The sequence below is a fragment of the Bacteroides sp. An269 genome (genome assembly GCF_002159755.1).
Lineage (GTDB): Bacteria > Bacteroidota > Bacteroidia > Bacteroidales > Bacteroidaceae > Phocaeicola > Phocaeicola intestinalis.
On record NZ_NFJG01000011.1, the window covers coordinates 1 to 24938 of the forward strand.

Sequence of the window (24938 nt, forward strand, 5' to 3'; positions counted from 1 at the left end):
AAAATAGGAACCGCCGTATGCCGAACGGCACGTACGGTGGTGTGAGAGGTCGGTAAACATGAAAATAGGAGATAAACACCTATGATTAGTGTTTACCTCCTACTCGATTTGTCTGGCAGGTGTATGGCGGAAATAGACACAAAAAAACGATATTCATCTTTTTATGAATACCGCCGACTTCCGAAAGAACCCCCATAATAGGGTTCTTGTTTCATCATCATTCAGTTGTTTGTGTTTCTGTTATCCTTTCTTTCTCTTTTTACCTCAAAGCAATTCATCTAATTCCTATTGAATCTAATTCCTGAAAACTTACCTTATTACTAATACCTAAAAAACAAAAACATCTAATACCTTAAATCTAATACCTTTTTGCTTTGAATTGTTTACCTTAATCTAATACCTTTAGTTTTTGTATATGTCATCTAATACCTATTAGTTAATGCTTATTGGTTTCACAACCACGATGCAAAGGTATAGCTTTTTTGTGTTTCTGCAATAGACAGAAAGGATTTATTATAAAAAATGCAATATTTCTTGATGTAAATCATCTCGTATTTATTCTGATATGCCGTAAATAGCATATTCGTGTACGGAAACGGTAATAGTGTGCGCGATAACGATTGCTTTTTATAGCTGAAATGATAGATTTATCTTTGATGAATGAACATGATGAAAACGTAACTTCAATGTTGCTTTTTAGGGTGAAATGTTAAATTTATCTTTCAGTTTTAAGATACGTTGGTTACTGCTGCCGCGGAATTCCAGATAGGGAGAATATAATGCCTGTTCGAATTTCCCGTCTACCAATACGTCGATATAGTCGAGGATTGGTCGGCGGAGAGGGTCGGCAAGTAATGTTTCGTAGGTGTATCCGGTGTAACACCAGATATTTAGTTTGGTATATTCATGGAATTTCCGGATAACCGGCAGAAATTCTTTGGGATTGTAGAAAGGGTCTCCTCCAGAGAATGTGATGCCGTCCAGCAGCGGATTGGCGTTAATCTGGTCAATCATTGTTTTGATTGCCGTTTCTGTCAAAGGAAACCCAGCTGACGGATTCCACGATTCAGGATTGTGGCATCCTTTGCAACGGTGGCTGCATCCGGCAAGGTAGATGGAAAAGCGGATGCCTTCACCGTCGACAATGGTTTCGGGATATGTGTAGAGGTAATGGAGCACTTTTTTAATGATGTTTTACCCGGTCGCGTTCTTCGGCACGTTTGGCAGAATTCCAACTGTTTAAGTCCCCGGTCAGATAACCTGTGATGCGGCGCATGCGGAGGATGTTTTCGCTGTTGCAGATGGGGCATTTGTCGTAGATTACACCCCGGTATCCGCAGTTATGGCATGTGTCTACCGGATGGTTGATAGAACCGTAGCCGATGCCTTCATCGTGCATCACTTTGACAATCTTGGTAATGGCGCGCACATTCTTTTGCGCTTCGCCGTCCAGTTCCACATACGTGATGTGTCCACCCCGTGTTAAGGCGTGAAACGGTGCCTCGCATTTGATTTTCTCAACGATGCTGATGGGTTCTTTTACGTCTATGTGGAACGAGTTGACGTAATAATCACGGTCTGTCACACCGGGAATAATGCCGTATTTCTTGCGGTCGATACGGGTGAAACGTCCGGAAAGCCCTTCTGCAGGCGTGGCGAGTATCGAGTAGTTCAGTCCATATTTCTGTTTGAATTCGTCTGCTACCCGGTTCATTTCCTCTATTGCCTCGTATAAGGTGTTCCATGCTTTGCGGTTATGCCCGTGCCCTGTGCCGTAAAGTGCGGTCATGGCATTGTGTCCGCCGATAAAGCCGATGCCCAACGTGCCTTGTTTCAATACGTCGCCCACTTCATCGTTCGGATTCAGTTTGCCTCCTCCTTTCCATACATCGTTGCTCATCATGAACGGGAACTGGCGGGCAAGGGCGGTCCGCTGGTATTGGTAGCGGACATACAGTTGTTCTCCGATAAATTCCGACATGCGGTGCACCGATTGCAGGAACAGCTCTTTGGCGTGTTGTTCGATGGACTCCTGGCTTTGATTTCCCGATGTGCGCTCTGCTTCCCGGCGTGCTTCGATGGCAAGGCGGGGCAGGTTCATTGTGGTAAACGAAAGGTTTCCCCGTCCCAGACTGGTCTTTTCGCCGTTCAGGTTTTCGAATACACGGGTGCGGCATCCCATGGTGGCAAGCTCGTAGCGGTATCGCTTCGGGTCGTTCGGGTTCCATTTCTCGTTTTGGTTGAACGGGGTGTCTAAGAACATGAAGTTCGGGAAAAGGGCTTTCGCCGTAGTGCGGCATGCTTTCAGAAACAGGTCAAAGTTGGGTGCCTCGAAGGTCATTCCGCCGTTCAGTGCCGCTTCAAAGTCGGTCATTGCTTTCTGATAATCGGCATCCGAGTAGGATACCCCGTCTTTTATCTTGAATATCTGGATGGGGAATACCGGCACTTCGCCTTGCGTGCCCAGTCCTTCAACGGTGGCTTGGAGCAGTTCTTCGATGACCATCCGTCCTTCGGGAGAAGTGTCCGTTCCGTAATTGATGGAACTGAATACCACTTGGTTCCCGCCTCGCGAGTGCATGGTGTTCAGGTTGTGGATAAATCCTTCCATAGCCTGATGCGTGTCTTTCCGCACTTGCTTGTGGGCGGAGTGCAGGATGTGCGCCGATTCTTCTTCGGTGAGGAAGCAGCCTTCGTTTGCCAGCGCTGTAAGGAAAGCTTTTCGGGCTTTTGTGTCCGGTTCTATCGAAGTCAGGTGTTTGCGTACGTGTTCCATCAGGGCTTTTTCGTCTATCGGCGTACCTTTCATTTCCATATAGAAAGCAATGTCCGTTACAATCGCTTTCTGATAGCTTTTCAATACGCCTTTTGCCATGAAGAAGTCGAATGCCGGAATCGCTTGCCCTCCGTGCTGCTCGTTCTGGTTGGTCTGGAAGATAATGGTAGCCAGTGTGGCATAGCTTTGGATAGACTGGGGCGTGCGGATGCTTCCGTTCTTGGTATGGAATCCCCGTTCGAATAGGTCATCCAAGTCATATTGGATACACGTGGTGGTTTTGGTGGGATAATAATCTAGGTCATGAATATGAATATCCCCCATGCGGTGCGCTTCGGCATATTGCTTGGGCAGCAGGTATTTGTACGTGTAGTCTTTGGTGACTTCCGAGGCGAAGGTCATCATCTGTCCGGCAGGCGTATGGCTCGACATGTTGGCGTTGCTCAGGTTCACGTCGTTCTTGTCTATTGCCACGATGCCGTCCATGATGTGTTTCATCTGTGTTTTGCGCTCGCGTTCGGTATTGCGCCACTGGCGGTAGATGATGTATTTCTTCGCTACTTCGGGCTGTACTTTCATCAGTTCGTTTTCTACGAGGTCTTGGATTTCCTCTACATTTAATGTTGGATGTTCGAAATGTGAAATAACCCGCTGGGTGATTTCATCAATCAATGCTTCTTGGCATTCCAAGCCTGTAGCCTGGAATGCTTTCCCGATGGCATTCGAGATTTTGGATGCCGAAAAGTCTTCCCGCTTTCCGTCCCGTTTGATAATGCAAATGTCTGCAGTATTCATACGTCTTGTGTTTTTAAGTGAAACATAAATTCTGTTTTTCCATGGCAGGTCTTCTGACTGATTCCTCTCTGCAGACGCCTTCCCACCTGTTCGAGGCAGTGGCTGCATTTGCATGTCCCGAGTTTTGGAAATCACAGCAGCGGGTACTGTTGCCGATGTGCGCGGCATTCCCTATTGAAACTTTTTTGTTACCATAAGAAAAACATTTGCAAAGGTAGTGATTTGGCACATTTCTCAAAATGTACTTTTGCTGAGGTTGTCTAAATTGAATAACTTCTGAAAATAAAAATGCCGATTTAGTGGTTTGTATCGCTGTTTATTGGAAAACTTAATTTATAATGAATGTTTCTTGTTTGACATTCTGATTTTTTTTGTTAAGCCACATTCCCGGTATTGGCCTGGCTCGTCAGTGAAGGTTTTCTTTTAGCCAGTATGATTGCAGAACGAAGATAGGTTTCAATAGCAGTTCATGTATCTGCAATTGCCAATGTATATATATTCTCGCGGCACAAGGGTGGTCAAATTATATTGGTAAAGCTCATTTATCCTGTATGAAACAGACAATGCCTGTATGCATAAACAGAAGCACAGGCTGATACTTTTTAAATATTACTTCAGAAATTTGTCAATTTGGAATATTCTTGATAACTTTCGCCGTCTTTTTTCAAAGAACTGATAAAACTTACGAACTTAAAAACTCAAGAACTCGTATATATGATGGAAAAAACTTGGAGATGGTTTGGGAAGAAAGATAAGATTACACTTCCCATGTTGCGCCAAATCGGCGTAGAAGGTATTGTGACCGCACTTCATGAAGTGCCCAATGGTGATATATGGACCGAGGAGGCTATTAATGACTTGAAGTCATACATCGAATCGTACGGGTTGAGATGGTCGGTAGTGGAAAGCTTGCCGGTGTGCGAGGCTATCAAATATGCCGGTTCGGAACGCGACCAGCTGATTGAGAACTATAAGGTGAGCCTTGCCAATTTGGGCAAATGCGGCGTGAAGACGGTATGTTATAATTTTATGCCGGTCATCGACTGGGTGCGTACCGACTTGCAGCATCCGTGGGCAGACGGTTCCAGTTCGTTGTATTTCGACCGCGTACGTTTCGCTTATTTCGATACGATGATTCTGAAACGTAAAGGTGCCGAGGCGGACTATACGGAAGAAGAACTGCGCAAGGTGGCTGAACTGGATAAAGTGATTACCGAAGCCGAGAAAGACGAACTGATTGATTCGATTATCGTGAAGACACAGGGATTCGTAAACGGAAATATCAAGGAAGGTGACAAGAATCCGGTGGCTATTTTCCGCAACCTGTTGGCATTGTATGACGGAATCGACCGTGCTGCGTTGCGTGAGAACATGCGTTATTTCCTGGCTGCCATTATGCCGGTATGCGAAGAATACGGCGTGAATATGTGTGTGCATCCCGATGACCCTCCTTTCCAGATTCTGGGCTTGCCGCGTATCGTGACCAATGAAGAGGATATCGCTTGGTTCTTGAATGCTGTAGACAATCCGCACAATGGCTTGACATTCTGTGCCGGTTCGCTTAGCGCAGGCGAGCATAACGATACGCGTGAATTGGCGAAGAAGTTTGCTTCGCGTACGCATTTTGTACATCTGCGCAGTACGGCGGCTATGCCGGGCGGCAATTTTATCGAAAGTTCGCACTTGGAAGGTCGTGGTCATGTAATCGACTTGATTCGTATTTTCGAACAAATAAAGCCGGGGCTTCCGATGCGTGTAGATCATGGGCGCACGATGTTGGGCGATGAAGACAAAGGCTACAATGCTGGCTATTCGTTCCACGGCCGTATGTTGGCTTTGGCACAGGTAGAAGGCATGATGGCTGTAGTGGAAGACGAGATGAAACGGAATATTAAAGTGGAATATTGATATTTGTTTTTCACCACAGATTACACAGATTAATTAGATGAAATTTAAGAATAATAATTTAATTAATCTGTGTAATCTGTGGTGAACGTAAAAACATGAAGAAGGTTTGTTCACATAAGGCAGGCAGTATCCGGTTCCGTCGGTGGAGCCGGAAAGGGTATGCCGTGTTCGTGAGTCTGCGCATTGTTGTGACAATCGGGCATGTATGCCGGAGCATTGCCGATGCGGCATTGAGCAAGAACAAATCTTTTTCTGAGAACCGGGAACAGAGAACGTCCGTTGACGAGAGAATGGCGGAAGATGCTGTAGATGACGGGGGCGGAGGAATCTTAGTGTCCGCATCTCAGGTAGTGAATGCCGTATTGCTTCTGTTCTTGATGCTGAGAGTGGTATCGGTTTCGGGTAAATCTGTTGTTTGTCCGGAGCGTTATATACCTTTATATAATATAGGAAGCGGAATGGGAAAGGCTCGCAAGCGGGTTTCTCTCATTCCGCTTTTAATGTTTTTTGAAACGCAGATTAGCGCAGATTTTCGCAGATATAATTATTTTTTTATTTGCGAAAATCTGCGCTAATCTGCGTTTCAACCTAAAGACTTATAAGCTCAAATGATAGAAAGAGTAGAGAAAGCTGTTTACGAAGGGAAGCTGCTTCAGCCCGATGAGGTGCTGAGGGTTGCCGAAGAAACCCCGTTGGACGTGTTGTGTGAGGCGGCACATCGGATTACGGTGAGGTGTGCTTCACGGAAGTTTGATATGTGTTCCATTATCAATGCGAAATCGGGACGGTGTCCGGAGAATTGCAAATGGTGTGCCCAGTCTGCGTATTATGATACGGGCGTGCAGGTATATGGTCTGGTGTCGGAAGAAGAATGCCTTCGTCATGCTCGGTTGAATGAAGCGCAAGGCGTGAACCGTTTCTCGCTGGTGACCAGCGGCAAGCGTCCTTCGGATAAGGAGATAAAGGTTTTGTGCGAGCGTTTCGCTTATTTGCGTATGCATAGTGGGATACATCTATGCACTTCGTTGGGGCTTGCCGATGAGGCTCAGTTACGTGCCTTACATGAGGCGGGCGTTACCCGCTATCATTGCAACCTGGAGACGGCACCTTCTTATTTCGGGAATCTCTGCACCACCCATACGCAGGCAGAGAAAATAGAAACCATCCGGGCGGCGCGCCGCATAGGGATGGAAGTGTGCAGCGGAGGCATCATCGGGATGGGCGAGACGATGCGTCATCGGGTGGAATTAGCTTTTACGTTGCACGGATTGGATATACAGTCTATTCCACTTAACCTGTTGCAGCCGATAAAAGGGACGCCGTTGGAAAAAGTCGCTCCTTTATCGGAAGAAGAGGTATTGCGCACGGTGGCAATGTTCCGGCTGGTAAATCCCGAAGCTTATCTGCGCTTTGCCGGAGGGCGTTCAAGGTTAAGCGAGGCATGCGTGAGCCGTGCGTTGTATGCCGGAATCAATTCGGCGATTGTGGGCGATTTGCTTACCACGTTGGGTTCGAAGGTACAAGAAGATGTAGAACGGATAAAAAATGCTGGTTATGAATGTTGATAAACTTGTTGATAAGTTCGACCGCGACCATTTGTGGCATCCTTACACATCGGCGGTCGACCCGTTGCCTACGTACAAGGTAAAACGGGCGGAAGGATGCGTGATAACATTGGCGGACGGTACCCGGCTGATAGACGGCATGTCTTCGTGGTGGTGCGCCGTGCACGGATACAACCGCCCCGAACTGAATGAAGCTGTCGAAAGGCAATTGAAAGATATGGCACACGTGATGTTCGGCGGACTGACTCATGAGCCAGCCATTGCCTTAGGCAAGAAGCTGTTGCAGATAGTCCCGCCCTCGATGCGGCACATCTTTTATGCCGACAGCGGTTCGGTGGCTGTAGAGGTTGCGCTGAAAATGGCGGTGCAATACCAATATGCGATGGGACATTCCGGAAAGAGTAATTTTGTGACCATCCGTTCGGGATATCATGGAGATACGTGGAACGCCATGTCGGTGTGCGACCCGGTGACGGGAATGCACAGCCTGTTTGGTCCGGCATTGCCGGTACGCTGGTTCGCGCCGGCTCCCGAAAGCCGTTTCGGAGGCGAGTGGGACGAAAGCGATATCCTTCCGTTGCGGGAGATTATGGAAAAGTATCACGAAGAACTGGCAGGACTGATACTGGAACCCATCGTACAGGGTGCGGGTGGCATGCGTTTCTATCATCCGCAATACCTGCGCGAGGCGGCGGAGCTGTGCCGTGAATACGGTGTCCTGTTGCTTTTCGACGAGATAGCCACCGGTTTCGGGCGTACCGGAAAACTGTTCGCCTGGGAACATGCCGGCGTAGAGCCGGACATTATGTGCATCGGCAAGGCGCTGACCGGAGGATATATGACGTTTTCGGCGGTGCTTGCCAATGCAAGAGTGGCGGAAGGCATTTCATCGTGCGAGCCTCGTGTGTTTATGCACGGTCCTACGTTTATGGGCAATCCGTTGGCTTGCTCGGTGGCGTGCGCTTCGATTGACCTGTTGTTGTCGTATGGCTGGCAGGAGAAAGTGGAGCGCATCGAGGCGCAACTGCGCAGGGAGTTGGAGCCTGCCCGTATGCTTCCGCAAGTGGCGGATGTGCGGGTCTTGGGAGCCATCGGAGTGATTGAAACGAAGCGGGAGGTGGACATGGCATGGATGCAACGACGCTTTGTGGAGGAAGGCATCTGGGTTCGTCCTTTCGGTAAATTGGTTTATATAATGCCGCCGTTTGTCATCCGTCCCGATGAACTGACGAAGCTCACTTCGGGGCTGGTGAAGATAGTGGGCGAGATATAATTCACCACAGATTACACAGATTAATAAAAATTTTTTATTTAATTAATCTGTGTAATCTGTGGTGAAAAAACAAAGCAATATGAAAGAAGAACAGACTTTACACGCATTGGCGCGGGAAGGCAACCTGCGCACCTTGCCCGAAGCGGAACACGACGGGGTATGGATTGGGCAAGACGGACGGCGGATGCTGAACGTTGCGTCGAACGATTATTTGGGGCTGGCTTCCGACAGAGGCTTGCAAGAGGAGTTTCTCCGCAGTGTGCCGGAGGGAGACCGCCTGCTTTCGGCTTCCTCTTCCCGTCTGCTGACGGGCAATTTTGCGGTGCACCGCGAATTGGAAGTGTTGCTTGCCGGACGGTTCGGGCGTGAAAGTGCCTTGACGTTCAGCAGCGGTTATCACCTGAACACGGGCATCCTGCCCGCTGTGGCGGATGGCCATACGCTGATACTTGCCGACAAGCTGGTGCACGCCAGCCTGATAGACGGCATCCGCTTGTCGGCGGCGCGGTGCATCCGCTACCGCCATCAGGATTACAGGCAGTTGCAGAGCCTGGTGGAGAAACATCATGCCGCTTTCGATAGGCTTATCATCGTGACCGAAAGCGTGTTCAGCATGGATGGCGATGTGGCTCCGCTTGCCGCACTGGCGGAGCTGAAGAAGGCTTATCCGAATGTGATGCTTTATGTCGATGAGGCACATGCCGTCGGCGTGCGGGGAAAACGGGGGCTGGGCATAGCCGAAGAGCAGGGCTGTCTGGCGGACATTGATTTCTTGTGCGGCACGTTCGGCAAGGCGCTGGCTTCGGTTGGGGCATACGTAGTGTGCAGCCGTTTGATGCACGATTATTTGGTCAACCGGATGCGGACGCTTATCTTTACCACGGCGCTTCCGCCGCTCAACGTGGCGTGGACCAAATTCGTTTTTTCGCGGCTGGACGGGTGGGAAGACCGCCGCATCCGGCTGGCTTCGATGGCGGAGAAGGTGCGCGGAGCAGTCCGCCGGGCGGGTTATCCTTGTCTTTCGGAGAGCCACATTGTTCCGTTGGTGGTGGGTGAGAGCGAAAAGACTGTCCTCAAGGCGGCGGAGATGCAGCAGAACGGGTTTTATGTCCTCCCCGTCCGTCCGCCCACGGTTCCCGAAGGCACCTCACGCCTGCGCCTGTCGCTCACGGCGGCATTGCCCGAAGCAGAGATGGAACGGTTGGTAGAAGCCATTGAAGCCCCCTCAATTCCCTCCGAAGGGGGGACTTAAATATATATGTCACGCCGGAAAGCTTGCTGCACAATGCAGGACGGATTCCCATTAGAATGTAACAAAATGGTTTGTGAAAAAACAATATGGAACAACGATTTATAAAGAAAGAAAACAATCCCCGGCTGCTGCTTTTCTTTGCAGGGTGGGGAAGTGACGAACACCTGTTCAGCCGTCCGGTGGAAGACGGGTACGATTACCTGTTGTGTTTCGATTACCGCACGTTGGATTTCGACTATTCGCTGCTGGACGGTTATCGCGAAATCCGCCTGCTGGCTTGGTCGATGGGCGTGTGGGTTGCCGGACAAGTCTTGACAGGCAAGGATTATCCGTGGCAGATGAGGCTTGCCATAGGCGGTACGCCCTTCCCGATAGATGACCGGAAGGGAATCCCCGAAGCTATCTTCCGCGCTACGCTGGAGAATTTTTCGGATGCGGCGTTGGTACGTTTCCGCCGGCGCATTTGCGGGACGGCGGAGCAGGTGAAAGAATTTCTGTCGCACGCGCCTTACCGTCCGGTACCGGAACTGCACGAAGAGCTGCAGGCGTTAGAGCAGTACGTGCGCCGTCCGTCCGCTCCTTTCGTATGGGACAAGGCAATCGTCGGGACGGGCGATAAAATCTTTCCTCCTGCCAACCAGCGTGAGGCGTGGAGGGGGACTGCGGTCATTGAAAAAGACGTGGCGCATTACGGCGGCGCATTGTTCGACCGCCTGCTTTCGGGAGAGGAGGCTGTATGGACAAGGCACTGATCCGTCATCGTTTTGCCAAGGCTTCGGGCAGTTATCCGCGTCAGGCATTTGTGCAACGCGACATTGCCTTGCGTATGGCAGACCTGATAGGGCGGTATGTGTCGCCGGACTCGCATCACCGGGTGCTCGAAATCGGATGCGGAACCGGATTGTTCACCCGTGCCTATTTGCACCGTTGGTGTCCGGAGCGGCTGGTGCTGAACGACCTTTGTCCGGAAGTGGAACCTTATTTCGCCGACTTGCTGGGCGGGCAGGTAAGTTTTGTGGCAAAGGATGCCGAGGCGCTTGATTTCCCTTCCGGCCAGGATTTGATTATGTCGTGCTCGGCGTTGCAGTGGTTCGATGCGCCCGAACGTTTCTTGTTGGGATGCCGCAAGCTGTTGTCCGGCCGTGGTTATCTTGCCTTCAGCACCTTCGGTCCCCGCAATGCCGAAGAAATCCGTGCGCTGACGGATGCCGGGCTTCCTTACCGTCCGCTGGACGAACTGAAGGTGGCACTATCCGAGGCATATCACATCGTCCATGCATCAGAAGCGTGTGTGCAGCTTTCTTTCCCGACTCCGCTGGACGTGCTGAGGCATCTGAAAGATACGGGTGTGACAGGCATCCGCCCCTGCCATTGGACACGGGAGAAGCTGGCAGACTTCAGTATGCGTTATGCCGGACGTTATGCCGCTCCCGACGGGACGGTTCCGCTGACGTATCATCCTATTTATATAGTATGTAAAATGAACTAAAAGAACGAAAGATGAAAGACAATGTGTATTTTGTAAGTGGTATTGATACCAATATCGGCAAGAGTTATGCCACGGGTTATCTGGCGCGGAAGTGGAACGAAGCAGGCATCCGCACCATTACGCAAAAGCTTGTACAGACGGGTAATGAAGACGTATCGGAAGACATCGCGCTGCACCGCCGGCTGATGGGCACGGGCTGGCTCCGCGAAGACGACGAGCGGCTGACGATGCCCGAGATATTCAGTTATCCCTGTTCGCCGCACTTGGCGGCGGAGATAGACCGCCGCCCGATTGATTTCGATAAGATAGAGCGGGCTACGCAAACGCTGAGCGGACGCTATGACGCCGTGTTGCTGGAGGGAGCGGGAGGGCTGATGGTGCCCTTGACCCGCGATTTGCTGACCATTGATTACATTGCCCGGCATCATTATCCGTTGGTGTTTGTTACCTCGGGCAGGCTGGGGAGCATCAACCATTTGTTGCTGAGCCTGGAGGCGGCAGACCGGCGGGGTATCCGTCTGCATACGCTGGTTTATAACCTTTTCCCCGAAGAAGATGATGCACTGATTCGCCAAGACACGGAGGAGTATATCCGGCATTTGCTGAAGGAGAAATATCCGGAGGCACGTCTGGAAGTGGTGCCGTATATTCCGGAGTGAGTAAAGGGAAAGAGATCGTGCATTATACGATCGTGTGAGTTATGAAATCATGAGCCGCCGGCTGTATCTGTGTCCGGGATTTAACAAGAAGGAATTGTTGAAAGAGATTCATGTCCCAGCCAATAAGTTTGCGGTTTTGTTTAAGGTGTTTGCCGGTTGCAGCTTTTCCCAGTACATACAAAATTGCCGCCTTGATTATGCTGTCCGCTTAATGCGTGAGCAACCACAGTGGACGTTGGATGCAATCGCCAAAGAAGCTCAAATGTCTAAAGGGGCTTTTAATATCCAGTTCCATAAGCGGTATGGCATGAAGCCTTCTGAATTTAGAAGCAGAGAACTTTCGTTGGACGAGGAAAAATAAGTTCCTATGTTTGTTTGGCAGATACAAATCAATGTATGATTGAAAGGTTCAGTATCTGTTTCAAACTGTCTTCTTTTTACGTTCTCCATATGGAAACCGTACGGTTTTCATATCGAGAACGTACGGTTTTCAATTGGAGAACGTACGGTTTTGAGATGGAAACTATAAAAAGATACCGTTTGGATTGATAATATGACCCAATCAGCAACTTTAACTGTTTTGATTCTTTGATTAATTCAAAACAGTTTCTGAAAGGAGAGATCTTTTGATAATCAGTTTATTGCTTTCCTGATGTGATTTTCGTGAGACATAGTGGTGATTTTCATGAAACTTTTCTAGCCTGCTTTGTAGGGCATGTTAACTTGTACTGACTAACTTTGTTCTTAATATGATGAATATACATTAAAAAGATTGCATTTTGATAAAATAATAAGTATATTTACGCCCATAAGATACATTTTATTTCTTATTTAATGGGTGAATTTTGTGTTCAGACAAAATAGGTTTAAAATGTAATCTGAAAAAGTGATGCATTATATATTGCATGTTGCCGGCTGTTGTAAATCACTGGCAAGTAGTGATAAATAGACTTTTTGATATTCATTTAGGATATTTTGATACTGTGCTAATAGGCTTTTGATACATCTTTCCGGACTTTTTGATATAAGATATAGAAGTCGGAGATTGGTTAAGTTTTTGATTTGTGCTAGTTTTGAAATGCATTTGAGTAATGTGGGCTTATTGCTAAAAATAATTTTATGAATTGAATAAAACAGGAATCGGATATGAAACAAAATATCGTATCACCTCAAGCGATGATAGTTGGAGAAGGAGCTTATGCTGTCAATGAACTTCATTTAAGCATAGAAGATGCCTCGGAACAGAATCTGTTTATTTACCGTTATGCCGCCGGAGCACAATTCAATGTCAGCCGGAAGCTGCAGAATAATGTGATTTGTGGATTGGTGGCATTGACGGAAGATCCTTCTTCGCTAGGAGATATGATGTTGGCTCCGAATGCTACCCTTATAAATAAAGGTGTCATTGACATTCATTTCAAAGAATTGTATGCTGCTCATATTCGGAATGCACAGCGGTGTGGGGATGCTTATCAGGTAGATGCCTTGCGTGGGTATGCAATGGCTGCAGGTGCAAATTCGGTATTGATAAACGAAGGTGTCATTAATGTCTATATGGATCATGACGCCGATGCCGAGACTACGATGTATTGTTGTGCCATGTGGGCGGAAGCTGATTCGATGTTGGTTAATAAAGGCGAAATTCATTTCTATGGCAATGGTTCCTGGCAAGCATTGGTGCGTGGCGTAGGAGGTGTAGCCGACCATTTGCATGTGGTGAATGAAGGACTGATTACGGTAGATGTGGAACGTGCTTTCCAAACCCGTGTGTTACATACAGCCGGTATGTATGGTTCGCTTTGGAATAAAGGGCGTATTGAAGTGCGTGTGGCCGGACGTGTGATGACGATGGGAAGCGTGACAGGTACACAAATGCTTAATGACGGTGAAATTTATGTTACTTCATTGGCCACTTTGATTGAAGGGAAGATTCCTTATTTATTTAATTTCCCGCCAATGGCCACGGGTATGTATGAGCATTTCCGTCCGGGTGCTTTATTGCCGAGTCCGATAGTCAATAGGGGAGTGATTAAGGTGCATTTGATAGGTAGCAAAGCTTCTGGTCCTGATGCGATTGCTTTCGGATTTTATTATCAGATGGAAAATAAAGATAATGGGGAAACTCCGGTTCGTTTCGTTTCCAATGAAGGGACAGTGGAAGTAACTCAAGAAGGGCCTGTGAATTATGTAACGGGAGAATTGGGCGTGAACATGCAGTTGAAAGAAGACAATCCGGTGAAGTTGAAAATCGGTACATGGAAAACGCACAGCCGTGACTTCTCGCAGACACACGACTTGTTCGTGTGCCAAAGTGCGTGTTTTGACTTGTCGGAGCTAAACTTAATATTGGAGGATGGAGGTGTACTGCCTGATGTATCTGAATTGGTTTATCAGCTTCCTGTTGCTTTGCATCGGGGTGACACATGTATAATCAGTAAGTAAGAATTTATGTTATACAATTAAAATGCAGAAAATTATGGACAACAAGATGGTGATTAATCACAAAGAAGTAGAAAAAGTAGATATGGGTAAAGGTGTAATCCGTCAAGATTTCGCCATGGGCAAGAATCTGAATGTATTGCACTGGAATATGTCTGACCAAAGTGTGGTAGGTATGCATACGCATCCGCAGGAACAATTCGGATATGTCATCAAGGGTGGTTTCCGCCTTACGATTGGCGATAAGGAATACGAACTGAAAGAAGGTGATGCTTATTTGGTTCCCGCAGATGTGCCTCATGGTTTTGTAGCTATCGGTGAGACAGAAGCCATTGATGTGTTCGCTCCAGTCAAGACGGTTTTTCCGTGGGATAAATAAGCATGAGTATCGGACCAAAACAGTTGATTCTCGATGAAAAAATTTATTGGATTATGGTTTTGGGGCATATTGCTGTTTGCCATATCGTCTTGCTCGGAGGATGAAGAGCCTGCATTCGTTCCGGAAGAAGAGGAAGAAATATTGATAACGGGCGAGTCGGGTGCTACGGTGGTCAATACGAAAGATATTGTCTTGGGGGTGAGCGAGGACGATGTGGTATTCGAAATGACTTCCACTATTCTGACGACAAGTGGCCGTGTGACGGAGACAACGCTTAATTGTTGCGCTATGGCTGGCATTAACTTTACGGATAATGGCGGGATGCTTGCAATGGATACGTTGAATACGGTAGAGGATGTAGTGCTTATCAACCGGGGAACCATTACCATTCATACCAAAGACTTAGTGGAACGGTATAAGGACCAGATTCAGACTCCGGATGACCCGGAACGTCCTTATACTTATCTTCGTTTGATCGCCATGTTTGTCGGAACGAATAGTACGATTATTAATGAAGGGGTCATCAATGTGTATTTTGACCATGATCCGTCTGTGACTTCTACGATTTATGTCATAGGAATGAACGGAGGCGGAAACTCATCGATGATTAATAACGGCGAAATTCATTTTTATGGAAACGGCTCTGTTGCTACCCGTTTGCGTGGTATGGCAACATTCGGCAATAGCATTTCCGCATTCAATAACGGTGTCATGACCGCAGAATTGGATATATGCGAAGACGCGCGTATGATTACTACGGGCGGTACTAAATCGAATGTGATAAACGATGGTACGATGCAGATGCGGTTGCCTGGTTATATACTTTGCATGACCCGTTACGAGGATTCTAATTTGATAAACAATGGTGTGGTTGACTTGACCATGGTTGACCTTCCTGAAGGATATACCGCTGTGGGCAACGCTGAGAATCCTGTTGTTTGTGCGATGTACGACCCATTGTCGGGCGGACGTACGCAGATGCCTTCTTTGGTGAACCGAGGCCGTATCAGCATTGCCATTGAAGGAAGTGAACGCTCTAATTCGGTAAGTCAAGGTTATGGCATGTATTGTGACTTGATGGGTGCCGGAGGGGAAGATTTGCAGGTGAATGTCATCAATGATGGAAGCATCGAAGTGTCGCAAAGCGGTCCGGTAGATTTCAGAATGGCAGAGGCTGGATTCATTACTCGTCCTGCGGTAAGAGAAGCAGCTTGCTGCATTAAGCTGGGACGTTGGAATACGACGTTACGCGATTTTTCCCAAACTCGGGATTTGTTTTACGGTCAAGGTGTCAATATGGATTTTGGCGGAGGAGAATTGCTGCTGAAGAAAGGAGAAGATTATGTGGACGGAACTTCTTACAGTGTAGCTCCGGAAGCATTGCTTTATAATGGAGGAAAAACGATGTTCCGTTATGAATATTCCGGATATGAAAACTTTGACATAAAAGCAGCTGATGAAAGTAATGTTAATCTGACATGGGATAAAGAAAATAATCAAGTGTCTTTGTCTGACAAATAAAACAGAAAATAGAATATGGAAAATATAGTAGAAAAAAGTGTTCGTGTAGGGAGCGCAGGGTATTATGTCAACCGTGAACATCTGGTTATCACTAAGCCAGAGGCAGGTAATGTAGCGGATATTACTGAGCAGGCGATTGCCGCCGGTAAAGTGCTTAAGGGGCGTAATATTGTTCTGTATGCTTTGGCGGCATTGATGGATGATGAAGAAAATCCGGGACAGCAGCGTTTGGCTCCGAATGCGACTTTGATAAATGAAGGCGTCATCGAGATACATATGCATGACATTGTTGACGCTTATAAGGCGCAAGTAAAAGCTACGCCTGATGACCCGAACGGAACATATCGTTTCGTGAAATGTTTTGCCATGGCTGCCGGTAAGGATTCGACCATTATCAACGAGGGAATTATCCGGATTTATTTCGATCAGGAGAAGGATTTGGAAACGGCTGTATATGGAGAAACGTTGTTGGCGGGTGAGAATTCGACGGTTATCAATAATGGGACTATCGAATTGTTGGGTAACGGTTCATTCGATACACAGACTCGTGTCATCGCTCTTCCGGTCAATAATGTGACCATCATCAATAACGGGAAAATCAATGTGGATGTCGAGAAGGCTTCTACCGTCCGTGTGTTGGCTACAACAGGTATTGGCGGAACGATTGCCAATTATGGTTCTATCCGAATCAATTCGACAGGAAGAATCATGACGATAGCCCGTTTTGCCAATACGCATTTGATTAATGCCGGAGATATTGATATTGTTTCGCGTGCGCATTTCATTGTTAATAAGGTGTCGTTCTTGTACCAATCTTATCCTTTGGCATGTGCTTTTTATGAACATTCATTGCCGAATACCCAGCTTGTTCCTCCTTTGGTCAATAAGGGTACGGTGAAGATTCATTTGGAAGGAAGCGAGGCTTCTACTCCGAAGGCGGTTGCGTTCGGTATCTATAGCGAGATGGTAGGCAAGGAAGAACATATTCATCGCATGGAAAATACCGGCTCGATTACGGTGTCAAAGTCGGGTCCCTATGATTTTCTGGTAGCGGAAGTGGGCGTAAACGCTCAGTCGGCTAAAGATTTTCCGTATCATGTAGAGATAGGCGAATGGCATACGGAAGCCCGGAACTTTACAGAAACGAAAGATTTGTTTGTCTGCAATAGCGGAATCTTTGATTTCGCGCATACTCGTTTGACACTGACGGGAGATAATGCCGTGTCGGATGTAAAAGCTGAAGGCTTGGTTTATCAGCGTGACGAGGCGATGCAACGTGGCGATACCTTCCAAGTTCTGAATGCGGATAAATTGGTTATTACAAAATAAGAGTGTTAAAAAAGCAGGTTTTTCCCCTGTATGTTTAATTTTAAATACCTATTGAGATTATGGCAAAGAAAGTTTTAATTATTGCAACGAATTATGGTTCATGGGGTGAGGAATTGCAGGCTCCGTGGGATGCATGTAAGAAAGCTGGTTTTGAAGTGACTTTGGCTACTCCGCAAGGAAAGAAACCGCTTCCTTTCCAAATCAGTGTAGACCCTGATTTTGTAGACGGTGTACAGAATATCAAGACTAATCCGAAAGAAGTTTGCGACCGCTGCAAGGAATTGGTAGATGGTGAAGAATGGGCACATCCGTTGAAATTCTCAGAAGTAAACATGGCTGATTATGATGCGATTGCTTTGACTGGCGGTCCGGGTGCTATGTTGGATATGTGTAATTGCTGGGAATTGCATAAGCTGATTATGGATGCTTATAAGAGCGGTAAGATTGTGGCAGCATTGTGCTATGCCGTTTCTACATTGGTATTCCTCCGCGACCCGGAAAATGATTATAAGTCGATTGTGTATGGCAAGAAGATTTGTGCTCATCCACGTGCATGGGATTTCTATGGTCCGGGTATGGCTATGTCATACGAATTGTATGGTGCAACTCCTGATAACTGCGGTACGAATGTGATTACTCCGGGATTCTTGTGGCCTATTGAAGATTTGGTTCGTGACGCAGTAGGTCCTAACGGCGCTTGTATAGCACGTATCAATGCAAGTCGTGAAGACCCGCAAGTTTATTATGATCATCCGTTTATTACCGGTACTTCGGTAGAATCATCTATCGCATACGGTGACATGATTGTGAAAGTCTTGAACTCTCTTTAATAACCATAAAAGGAGGGTCATGTGTGGGATTAATCCTACACATGGCTTATCCTTTTTAAACTCAAGAAGAATATGCCGGCAATAATAATTCATAGCATTGAGATGACCGACGAGCAAAAGAAGATTGTAGCCGATAAGTTCATCTCTACCTTTTCCGAAGTAAGCGGAGTGCCCAAAGACCGTATTTATCTTTTTTTTAACGGATACGGTTTGAACGAGGCAGCTACAGGCGGAAAATTATTTTCTGAAAATCCTCCTAAAAGCGCGAAAGCAAAGTTTAACGAGGATGAGTGGGCTGATAAACAGAAGTAAAACTAACATATAATAAAAAGGATTTATTATGGATGTAAACCAAACCATCGTAAAAGCACTGGAAGATATCGGCGTGAGCTATGTATTTGGAGGGAGCGGACAGGTAAACGCCTCTATGTTGTTGGCTCTGCGCGATTCGAAAAAAATAAAGACCGTTATTATCCGCAATGAGCAGGCGGCGTCGTTCATGGCATGTGGCTACACTATGTTTAACCCGAATAATTTGGGTGTGTGCTTTGCGACGGGAGGTCCGGGTGCGTTTAATTTGTTCTCAGGCATGGCGGTAGCATTATCCGATTCGTTGCCCATATTGGCTATAACAGGATATACTTCAATGGGACAACGGGGAAAAGGTGCGTTGAACGAATCTACAGGATTGAGCCGTACGCCTGATTCGCAGGTGATGTTTTCGGCTACGACCAAAAAATCGTATGTATTGGAGCGGGCAGAAGATACGTGTGATATTTTGGAAGACGCTATAAATACAGCATTCGACGGGCGTCCGGGACCGGTGCATATCCATATACCGAAAGATGTGACTACGGCAGAAGTAACCAATTTCCGCCCGATTAACATCCGTGTAAAAGCGGTTAAGGCAACGGAAGAAGCTCTGCAAAAAGCGGCGGATGCATTGGCTGATGCAATCAGTAAGAATAAGAAAGTGCTGGCGATGATTGGTTATGGTTGCGTGCGTAGTGAGGCATCCGGCGAATTGCTCCAATTAATAGAAAGGTATCAAATACCGTTTGTCCAGACAATGGATGCCAAAGGATTATTGCCGGAGAATCATCCATTGTGTTTAGGCATGTATGGAACATCGGGTGACAAGGCGGCTAATACGTATTTTCAGGAGGCGGAAGTCGTGCTCGCGATGGGAAATTCGTTCGCTCAAAATGCTACATTCTCATTCCAACCGGATTTATATGCGAATAAACAGTTGATTCATGTGAATATTGATCCGGCTGAAATCAATAAAGTGTATAAAGCTGATGTAGCGGTGGTAAGCGATATCAAACTGGCACTTCAGGAGTTATTGCCTTTGTTGGAGAAACGTGATTTGCCCTCTTTGCAAATCGGTACATTGCCCAACGGACATTATTATGAGGAACCGGTGCATACAGATGCCCAACGGATTTTTCCGGGAGATATCGTCCGTGTCTTGTCTCAGAATCTGCCAGACAATGCCATTGTAATGGGTGATGCCGGTTCGCACATGTTGTGGTTGAGCTGTTATTTGCAGTTGAATAAGAATCAGCGCTATCAGAATCCGGGAAGTTTCGGACCGATGGCAAGCCATACGAACGGCTGTTTGGGAGTGAAATGCGCTAATCCGGATAAAGTGGTGATTGCAGGCGTGGGTGATGGATGCTATCAGATGGCAGGATTCGAATTGATGACTGCAGTGCAATATAACATTCCTGTTATTTGGATTATATTCAATAACAGTGAATTTAATATCATCAAGAAGTTCTTGCTGAATATGTATAATGACGAGGCATATATGCAGTTTGAGAATCCGGATTTTGTGAAGTATGCCGAAGCATGTGGAGCGAAAGGATATAGGGTAGAAAAATTGGAAGAATTCTTGCCGGCGTTGCAGGATGCCATCGCGTTGAACAAGCCTTGCATTATTGATGTGTTGGTAGATAGTGAAGTGTATCCGCCTTTCAGTTTGGGAAGGGTATAAATAAAAAATGCATGTCCGTAATGAACCGGAGCAATGATGTGCAAAATGAATATATACTGACTTTGCCAAGTCAGTTATTTTCGTGGGCTGTAGCAGTTAACTGGAATTGCTTATGAAGTATATATTCATTTTGCACATCATTGCTCAGGTTGAATACGGACATGCATGGTACGGAAAATTCTTTTGCCGGATCGGACAAATATTTATTCTACCATATCTTTCCTGAATGATAATGCCGGTTCATCATCGGCACATGTGTTTGGCAGAAAGTTGTTTATCAATGATGCTTTGTCGTTACAATGCGGATAAGCCTTCGTATATAGGAGGCGTGGTGAATTATCTGCGCTTGAGTGTGACTGTAGGCAAGCCTGTCCGCATGTTCTTATAAAAAATGGGAGGATAATTGAATATAAAAATGGAAGAGACAAAGAAATATTCGAAAATGTTGATACCGTCTATTTTATCGGTATCTGTGCTTACTATTATGGCACCTACGGCGGTATCTCCTGCCTTGGCTGCTATACGGGATGCATTCCCGCATATTTCGGAAACACAAGCCAAGTTGGTTTTAACCTTGCCTACGTTGATAATGATGCCGATAGGATTGTTTTCCGCGCGTCTTACCGCTAAGATAGACAAGAAAAAGCTTTTGCTTACCGGGATGATACTTTTTCTTGTATTTGGTGTGGCTGGAGGTTTTGTGAACGATTTCCGGCTTTTGTTGTTAATGCGTTTGTTTTTCGGAATAGGTCTAGGCATTATGACTCCTTTATCCACTTCACTGATATTTGATTTTGCTCCGGATACCAATAAACGTAGCAAGCTTTTGGGCTTACAAGGCTCTTTTAACCAGTTGGGCGGTTTGCTTTTTATGAGTTTGTCGGGTGTGTTGGCAAGTATTTCGTGGCGTTATTCGTTCTTGTGTTACGCCTTTGTGGTTATATCAATCGTATTGACCACTTTGTTTATGCCTTCTATTCCACCGTTGGCTTCCCCAAAAAATGCAGCAGGTGGTGCAGGCAAGAAAACGGGAATGAATAAGAAGATATTTGTTTTAGCGTTTTTTGCCATGATGATATTTGCTTGTTACTTTGTGATAAATACCGACTTGGCGTTGTTTATGGACGTGGAGGGTATCGGCAATGCGAAAGAGTGTGGCTATGCGCTTTCTCTGATGCGTATCCCGGCGATTATTGCCGGTGTGTTGTTGGCTTGGATTATGCGGAATCTGAAGGACTGGACCATGCCTTTTGCCACGGTGATAATGGCGGCAGGATATGTCATTATCGCTTGCTCTCATTCGTATGGCGTCTTGATGGCAGGATGTTTGGTCGTGGGGCTTGGCGGCGGCTTCGCTTTGCCTCCCATTTCTCTTTTCTTGCCGCGCATTGTCACTCCGCGCCAGCGGACTTTAGGAGTAGCTATTATCATGTCGGTGGCTCAAGTGGGACAATTTGTGTCTCCGCTTTATACGGACTTGTTTGTAGATAATTCGATGGATGGTTCTGGTAGAATGCGTTTTATTGTGTGTGCCGTTACTTCTGTGATAATCGGTTTTTTGGTGGTGGCATTTGCTCATACTTTGCCGAAAAAACCACTAGAAAATTGAATATTTACGAAGTGAGGTAGAAAGAATTTAAAGGTATAAATTATTAGAATGAATAAGATATGGCAATTAAAATTTTAAGCGTAGACGATGAACAGGACTTGGAAATACTGTTGACCCAGTATTTTCGTCGGAAAATCCGCAAGGGTGAATACGAGTTCACCTTTGCGCATAATGGTTTGGAAGCCTTGCAATTGGTGTTGGAAAAGAAAGACTTTGATATTATTTTGAGTGATATCAATATGCCCGAAATGGATGGGCTTACTTTGTTGACCCGCATCAACGAGATGAGGAATCCGGCATTGAAATGCATTATGGTGTCGGCATACGGCGATATGGACAACATCCGTTCGGCGATGAACAACGGTGCATTTGATTTCGCTACTAAACCGATTGATTTGGATGATTTGTCACGCACGATAGAAAAGGCGATTGAGCAAATAAATTTTGTCAGAGAATCGCAGAATGAACATGATCAGTTGGAGTCTATTAAAAATGATTTAGCGGTGGCTGGTGAGATTCAGCAGGCTATATTGCCTCGTAAATTTCCGCCATTCCCTAAGTTGGCTGATGTTGTTGACATTTATGCCTCAATGACTCCGGCGAAAGATGTGGGTGGAGATTTCTACGACTTTTTCCAGATAGACGAAGAACGAATCGGCTTTGTAATAGCCGATGTATCGGGGAAAGGTGTCCCGGCATCCTTGTTTATGGCAGTAAGCCGGACGTTGATTCGTGCTACAGGCATCAGGGGAGTCCCTTCTCATGAATGCATCAATTATGCTAATAAATTGTTGTGTAACGAAAGTCTTGACTCGATGTTTGTAACGGTCTTTTATGGTATTTACAATATCAAGACCGGCGAGGTGGACTATACGAATGCAGGGCACAATCCTCCGTATTTATTGCGTAAGAATAATACCGTAGAACCATTACCGCTTTCCAAGAATTTCATCGTAGGCGTATTTGATGATTTTGTCTATACAAATTCGAGCTTGACTTTGGAGCCGGGAGACACATTGATTCTCTACACCGATGGCGTGACAGAAGCCTTTAATGAAAACCGGGAAATGTTTTCGGAAAGCGGATTAGAGAAAACCTTGAAGAGTGTACCGGGTGCAGGGAGCGAAGAAATAGCGGAAGCTATTTTGGAAGACTTGAAGGATTTTGTCGGGAACGAACCTCAAAGCGATGACATTACGATGTTGATATTGAAACGATTGAAATAACACATGTAGTACAATAAAAGACCTTTTTTTATGAAAGACAATTTTAAAGTATTCAAACCTGCCGATAAGATGCAGTTTGAATTTACAGATCTGATTGCCGGATATGTAAGCGATTTTAATGAAAGTGAGAAATGTTTTACGTTGACAACAACAGATAAACGTTCTTTCCCTGTATTGTTAACAGATACTACATTTGCGCGTTTGATGCGTAATTTGGACGAACCTTACCAGGATGCTACTGGTAATCTTTATCAGCTTTTGTCTCAAAATGGCCGTATGGCTTTTGTCTTTGGTATTTTCTATCCCCAACATGACGGGCAGTATACATTTGAAGCAAAACAGATAGATTTCCCGGAAAGAGAATTAGGTAAATTCCGTTTTGAGGAATCTAACTGGTGGGCTAATCAAGCTAAGAGTATTTGTAATTTCTTTGTTCGTGCCCAATTTGGTGATGGTGATATTGATTATGAAAAATACCGTACGGCGGTCAGCTTGGGAGGTAAGCGTGAAGTGAATTCGTTCCGTCAGGAAACGGATACCATTTCGCGTATGATTTATGGTATGGCTTCTGCTTTTATGTTGACCGGAGAAGATATTTTCTTGGAAACCGCTGAAAAAGGGGTGGAATATTTGAAAAAGCACATGCGTTTCTACGATGTAGATGAAAATGTGGTTTATTGGTATCATGGCATTGATATTGATGGAGATAAAGAAAAGAAAATCTTTACTTCGGAGTTCGGTGATGATTACGATGCCATCCCGATGTATGAGCAGATTTATGCATTGGCTGGTCCGATTCAGACTTATCGTGTGAACGGTGACCCTTCTATTTTGCGCGATGCTGAATTGACTATCGACCTTTTCGAACGTTTCTTCAAGGATAAGAAAGGGGAAGGATATTATTCGCATATAGACCCGGTATTGTTGAGTCCGGACAGTTCAAGCCTTGGCCCGAACCGGATGCGTAAGAACTGGAACTCTGTAGGTGACCATGCGCCTGCTTATTTGATTAACTTGTATCTGGCTACTGAGGAAAAGAAATACAAGGATTTCTTGGAATATACAGCCGATACTATCACTACACATTTCCCGGATTATGAGAATAGCCCGTTTGTAAATGAGCGCTTTATGGACGATTGGAGTCATGACCTGACATGGGGATGGCAACAAGACCGTGCGGTAGTGGGGCATAATCTGAAGATTGCATGGAACTTGATGCGTATCAATAGCATCTGCCCGAAGAAATCGTATGAAGAATTTGCCCAGCATATTGCAGAGGTCATGCCTCAAGTAGGTTTGGACGTACAGCGTGGCGGTTGGTATGATGTGATGGAACGCCGTTTGCATGGCAATCAAGAATATTATCGTTTCGCATGGCACGACCGTAAGGCATGGTGGCAACAGGAGCAGGCGATTTTGGCATACGAGATTCTGTATGGTATCTATGGCAAAGAGGAATATTTGAAATATGCACGTGAATCAGCTGCCTTCTATAATACTTATTTCCTTGACCATGAAGACGGAGCCGTTTATTTCAATGTATTGGCTAATGGCTTGCCTTACCTGCTGGGTACGGAACGTAAGAAGGGAAGCCACTCGATGAGTGCTTACCATTCAGTAGAATTAGCTTATCTGGCAGCTACTTATACCAATTTGCTGAATACCAAGAAACCGTTGACCTTATATTTCAAACCTATGGTAAATGGTTTCAAGGATAATGTATTGCGTGTACAACCCGATATCTTACCTGTAGGAAGCGTGAAATTGCAGGAAGTATGGATTGACGGACGGGAATGGAAGAATTTCGATGCAGATAAGTTGACCATACAGCTGCCTGCCGTAGAATATCGTCCGAAAGTCAAAGTCGTTATTGTTCCTAAAGATTGAAA

General features: G+C 46.1%; 21 protein-coding genes and 1 riboswitch. Of the genes, 19 read left to right on the forward strand and 2 right to left on the reverse strand.

All coding sequences use genetic code 11. From position 1 onward, the window contains the following. Positions 1–696: 696 nt before the first annotated feature. Positions 697–1179, reverse strand: a complete 483-nt coding sequence (gene nrdG, locus B5F71_RS03975; RefSeq protein ID WP_022039569.1) for an anaerobic ribonucleoside-triphosphate reductase activating protein — start codon at positions 1177–1179, stop codon at positions 697–699. A gap of 4 nt (positions 1180–1183) precedes the next feature. After that, a complete protein-coding gene (locus B5F71_RS03980) occupies positions 1184–3571 on the reverse strand; it encodes an anaerobic ribonucleoside triphosphate reductase (protein ID WP_087207851.1) in 2388 nt (795 codons plus the stop codon). Positions 3572–3596: 25 nt separating this feature from the next. Continuing rightward, positions 3597–3782: riboswitch (cobalamin riboswitch) on the reverse strand. 503 nt (positions 3783–4285) lie between these two features. Between B5F71_RS03980 and uxuA the strand changes: the two genes are divergently transcribed. The 19 genes from uxuA to B5F71_RS04075 all read left to right on the forward strand — a co-directional run bounded on the left by uxuA (position 4286) and on the right by B5F71_RS04075 (position 24936). Continuing rightward, entirely contained in the window at positions 4286–5479 is a 1194-nt protein-coding gene (uxuA, locus tag B5F71_RS03985) for a mannonate dehydratase (protein ID WP_191764388.1), read from the forward strand. Positions 5480–5574: 95 nt separating this feature from the next. Continuing rightward, a complete protein-coding gene (locus B5F71_RS03990; RefSeq protein ID WP_087207853.1) occupies positions 5575–6054 on the forward strand; it encodes a hypothetical protein in 480 nt (159 codons plus the stop codon). A gap of 33 nt (positions 6055–6087) precedes the next feature. Further along, positions 6088–7044: a biotin synthase BioB gene (bioB, locus tag B5F71_RS03995; RefSeq protein WP_087207855.1), complete on the forward strand. Its 957-nt coding sequence runs from the start codon at positions 6088–6090 to the stop codon at positions 7042–7044. Further along, the gene (bioA, locus tag B5F71_RS04000) at positions 7034–8317 is read left to right on the forward strand and encodes an adenosylmethionine--8-amino-7-oxononanoate transaminase (protein WP_087207857.1); all 1284 of its coding nucleotides are present in this window, start codon (positions 7034–7036) and stop codon (positions 8315–8317) included. Before bioB ends, bioA begins: the two co-directional genes overlap by 11 nt. Before the next feature lie 79 nt (positions 8318–8396). Further along, entirely contained in the window at positions 8397–9569 is a 1173-nt protein-coding gene (locus B5F71_RS04005) for an 8-amino-7-oxononanoate synthase (protein ID WP_087207860.1), read from the forward strand. A gap of 86 nt (positions 9570–9655) precedes the next feature. Next, positions 9656–10321, forward strand: a complete 666-nt coding sequence (locus tag B5F71_RS04010; RefSeq protein ID WP_087207863.1) for a pimeloyl-ACP methyl esterase BioG family protein — start codon at positions 9656–9658, stop codon at positions 10319–10321. Beyond that, complete coding sequence (gene bioC / locus B5F71_RS04015) at positions 10306–11058, forward strand: malonyl-ACP O-methyltransferase BioC (protein ID WP_087207865.1); 753 nt, start codon at positions 10306–10308, stop codon at positions 11056–11058. Before B5F71_RS04010 ends, bioC begins: the two co-directional genes overlap by 16 nt. Before the next feature lie 11 nt (positions 11059–11069). After that, complete coding sequence (gene bioD / locus B5F71_RS04020; RefSeq protein WP_087207867.1) at positions 11070–11717, forward strand: dethiobiotin synthase; 648 nt, start codon at positions 11070–11072, stop codon at positions 11715–11717. Positions 11718–11814: 97 nt separating this feature from the next. Continuing rightward, positions 11815–12078 (forward strand): helix-turn-helix domain-containing protein, encoded by a 264-nt coding sequence (locus B5F71_RS04025; protein ID WP_158098032.1) that lies wholly within the window; start codon positions 11815–11817, stop codon positions 12076–12078. A gap of 785 nt (positions 12079–12863) precedes the next feature. Next, the gene (locus B5F71_RS04030) at positions 12864–14159 is read left to right on the forward strand and encodes a hypothetical protein (RefSeq protein WP_087207871.1); all 1296 of its coding nucleotides are present in this window, start codon (positions 12864–12866) and stop codon (positions 14157–14159) included. Positions 14160–14193: 34 nt separating this feature from the next. After that, on the forward strand, positions 14194–14535 hold the full coding sequence (locus B5F71_RS04035; protein ID WP_013617834.1) for a cupin domain-containing protein: 342 nt from the start codon (positions 14194–14196) through the stop codon (positions 14533–14535). A 33-nt stretch (positions 14536–14568) separates the two neighbouring features. Next, entirely contained in the window at positions 14569–16056 is a 1488-nt protein-coding gene (locus tag B5F71_RS04040) for a hypothetical protein (protein ID WP_087207874.1), read from the forward strand. Between the two features lie 15 nt (positions 16057–16071). Beyond that, entirely contained in the window at positions 16072–17385 is a 1314-nt protein-coding gene (locus B5F71_RS04045) for a hypothetical protein (protein WP_087207876.1), read from the forward strand. A 59-nt stretch (positions 17386–17444) separates the two neighbouring features. After that, positions 17445–18215 (forward strand): type 1 glutamine amidotransferase domain-containing protein, encoded by a 771-nt coding sequence (locus B5F71_RS04050; RefSeq protein WP_087207878.1) that lies wholly within the window; start codon positions 17445–17447, stop codon positions 18213–18215. A gap of 72 nt (positions 18216–18287) precedes the next feature. Beyond that, positions 18288–18527, forward strand: a complete 240-nt coding sequence (locus tag B5F71_RS04055) for a hypothetical protein (RefSeq protein ID WP_013617830.1) — start codon at positions 18288–18290, stop codon at positions 18525–18527. A gap of 28 nt (positions 18528–18555) precedes the next feature. Next, on the forward strand, positions 18556–20214 hold the full coding sequence (locus tag B5F71_RS04060; protein ID WP_087207880.1) for a thiamine pyrophosphate-binding protein: 1659 nt from the start codon (positions 18556–18558) through the stop codon (positions 20212–20214). Between the two features lie 415 nt (positions 20215–20629). Next, positions 20630–21823: an MFS transporter gene (locus B5F71_RS04065; RefSeq protein WP_022039554.1), complete on the forward strand. Its 1194-nt coding sequence runs from the start codon at positions 20630–20632 to the stop codon at positions 21821–21823. Positions 21824–21882: 59 nt separating this feature from the next. Continuing rightward, the gene (locus B5F71_RS04070) at positions 21883–23049 is read left to right on the forward strand and encodes a SpoIIE family protein phosphatase (protein WP_013617826.1); all 1167 of its coding nucleotides are present in this window, start codon (positions 21883–21885) and stop codon (positions 23047–23049) included. 30 nt (positions 23050–23079) lie between these two features. Next, positions 23080–24936, forward strand: a complete 1857-nt coding sequence (locus tag B5F71_RS04075; protein WP_087207882.1) for an AGE family epimerase/isomerase — start codon at positions 23080–23082, stop codon at positions 24934–24936. Positions 24937–24938: the final 2 nt, after the last annotated feature.

Coding starts and splice junctions, on each gene's coding strand:
- B5F71_RS04050 (WP_087207878.1), top strand. CDS start 17,445: ATGGCAAAGAAAGTTTTAATTATTGCAACGAATTATGGTTCATGGGGT.
- B5F71_RS04060 (WP_087207880.1), top strand. CDS start 18,556: ATGGATGTAAACCAAACCATCGTAAAAGCACTGGAAGATATCGGCGTG.
- B5F71_RS03990 (WP_087207853.1), top strand. CDS start 5,575: ATGAAGAAGGTTTGTTCACATAAGGCAGGCAGTATCCGGTTCCGTCGG.
- B5F71_RS04070 (WP_013617826.1), top strand. CDS start 21,883: ATGGCAATTAAAATTTTAAGCGTAGACGATGAACAGGACTTGGAAATA.
- B5F71_RS04055 (WP_013617830.1), top strand. CDS start 18,288: ATGCCGGCAATAATAATTCATAGCATTGAGATGACCGACGAGCAAAAG.
- B5F71_RS04075 (WP_087207882.1), top strand. CDS start 23,080: ATGAAAGACAATTTTAAAGTATTCAAACCTGCCGATAAGATGCAGTTT.
- B5F71_RS04005 (WP_087207860.1), top strand. CDS start 8,397: ATGAAAGAAGAACAGACTTTACACGCATTGGCGCGGGAAGGCAACCTG.
- bioC (WP_087207865.1), top strand. CDS start 10,306: ATGGACAAGGCACTGATCCGTCATCGTTTTGCCAAGGCTTCGGGCAGT.
- bioB (WP_087207855.1), top strand. CDS start 6,088: ATGATAGAAAGAGTAGAGAAAGCTGTTTACGAAGGGAAGCTGCTTCAG.
- B5F71_RS04010 (WP_087207863.1), top strand. CDS start 9,656: ATGGAACAACGATTTATAAAGAAAGAAAACAATCCCCGGCTGCTGCTT.
- B5F71_RS03980 (WP_087207851.1), bottom strand. CDS start 3,571: ATGAATACTGCAGACATTTGCATTATCAAACGGGACGGAAAGCGGGAA.
- bioD (WP_087207867.1), top strand. CDS start 11,070: ATGAAAGACAATGTGTATTTTGTAAGTGGTATTGATACCAATATCGGC.
- B5F71_RS04040 (WP_087207874.1), top strand. CDS start 14,569: ATGAAAAAATTTATTGGATTATGGTTTTGGGGCATATTGCTGTTTGCC.
- B5F71_RS04035 (WP_013617834.1), top strand. CDS start 14,194: ATGGACAACAAGATGGTGATTAATCACAAAGAAGTAGAAAAAGTAGAT.
- bioA (WP_087207857.1), top strand. CDS start 7,034: ATGAATGTTGATAAACTTGTTGATAAGTTCGACCGCGACCATTTGTGG.
- uxuA (WP_191764388.1), top strand. CDS start 4,286: ATGATGGAAAAAACTTGGAGATGGTTTGGGAAGAAAGATAAGATTACA.
- B5F71_RS04065 (WP_022039554.1), top strand. CDS start 20,630: ATGGAAGAGACAAAGAAATATTCGAAAATGTTGATACCGTCTATTTTA.
- B5F71_RS04030 (WP_087207871.1), top strand. CDS start 12,864: ATGAAACAAAATATCGTATCACCTCAAGCGATGATAGTTGGAGAAGGA.
- B5F71_RS04045 (WP_087207876.1), top strand. CDS start 16,072: ATGGAAAATATAGTAGAAAAAAGTGTTCGTGTAGGGAGCGCAGGGTAT.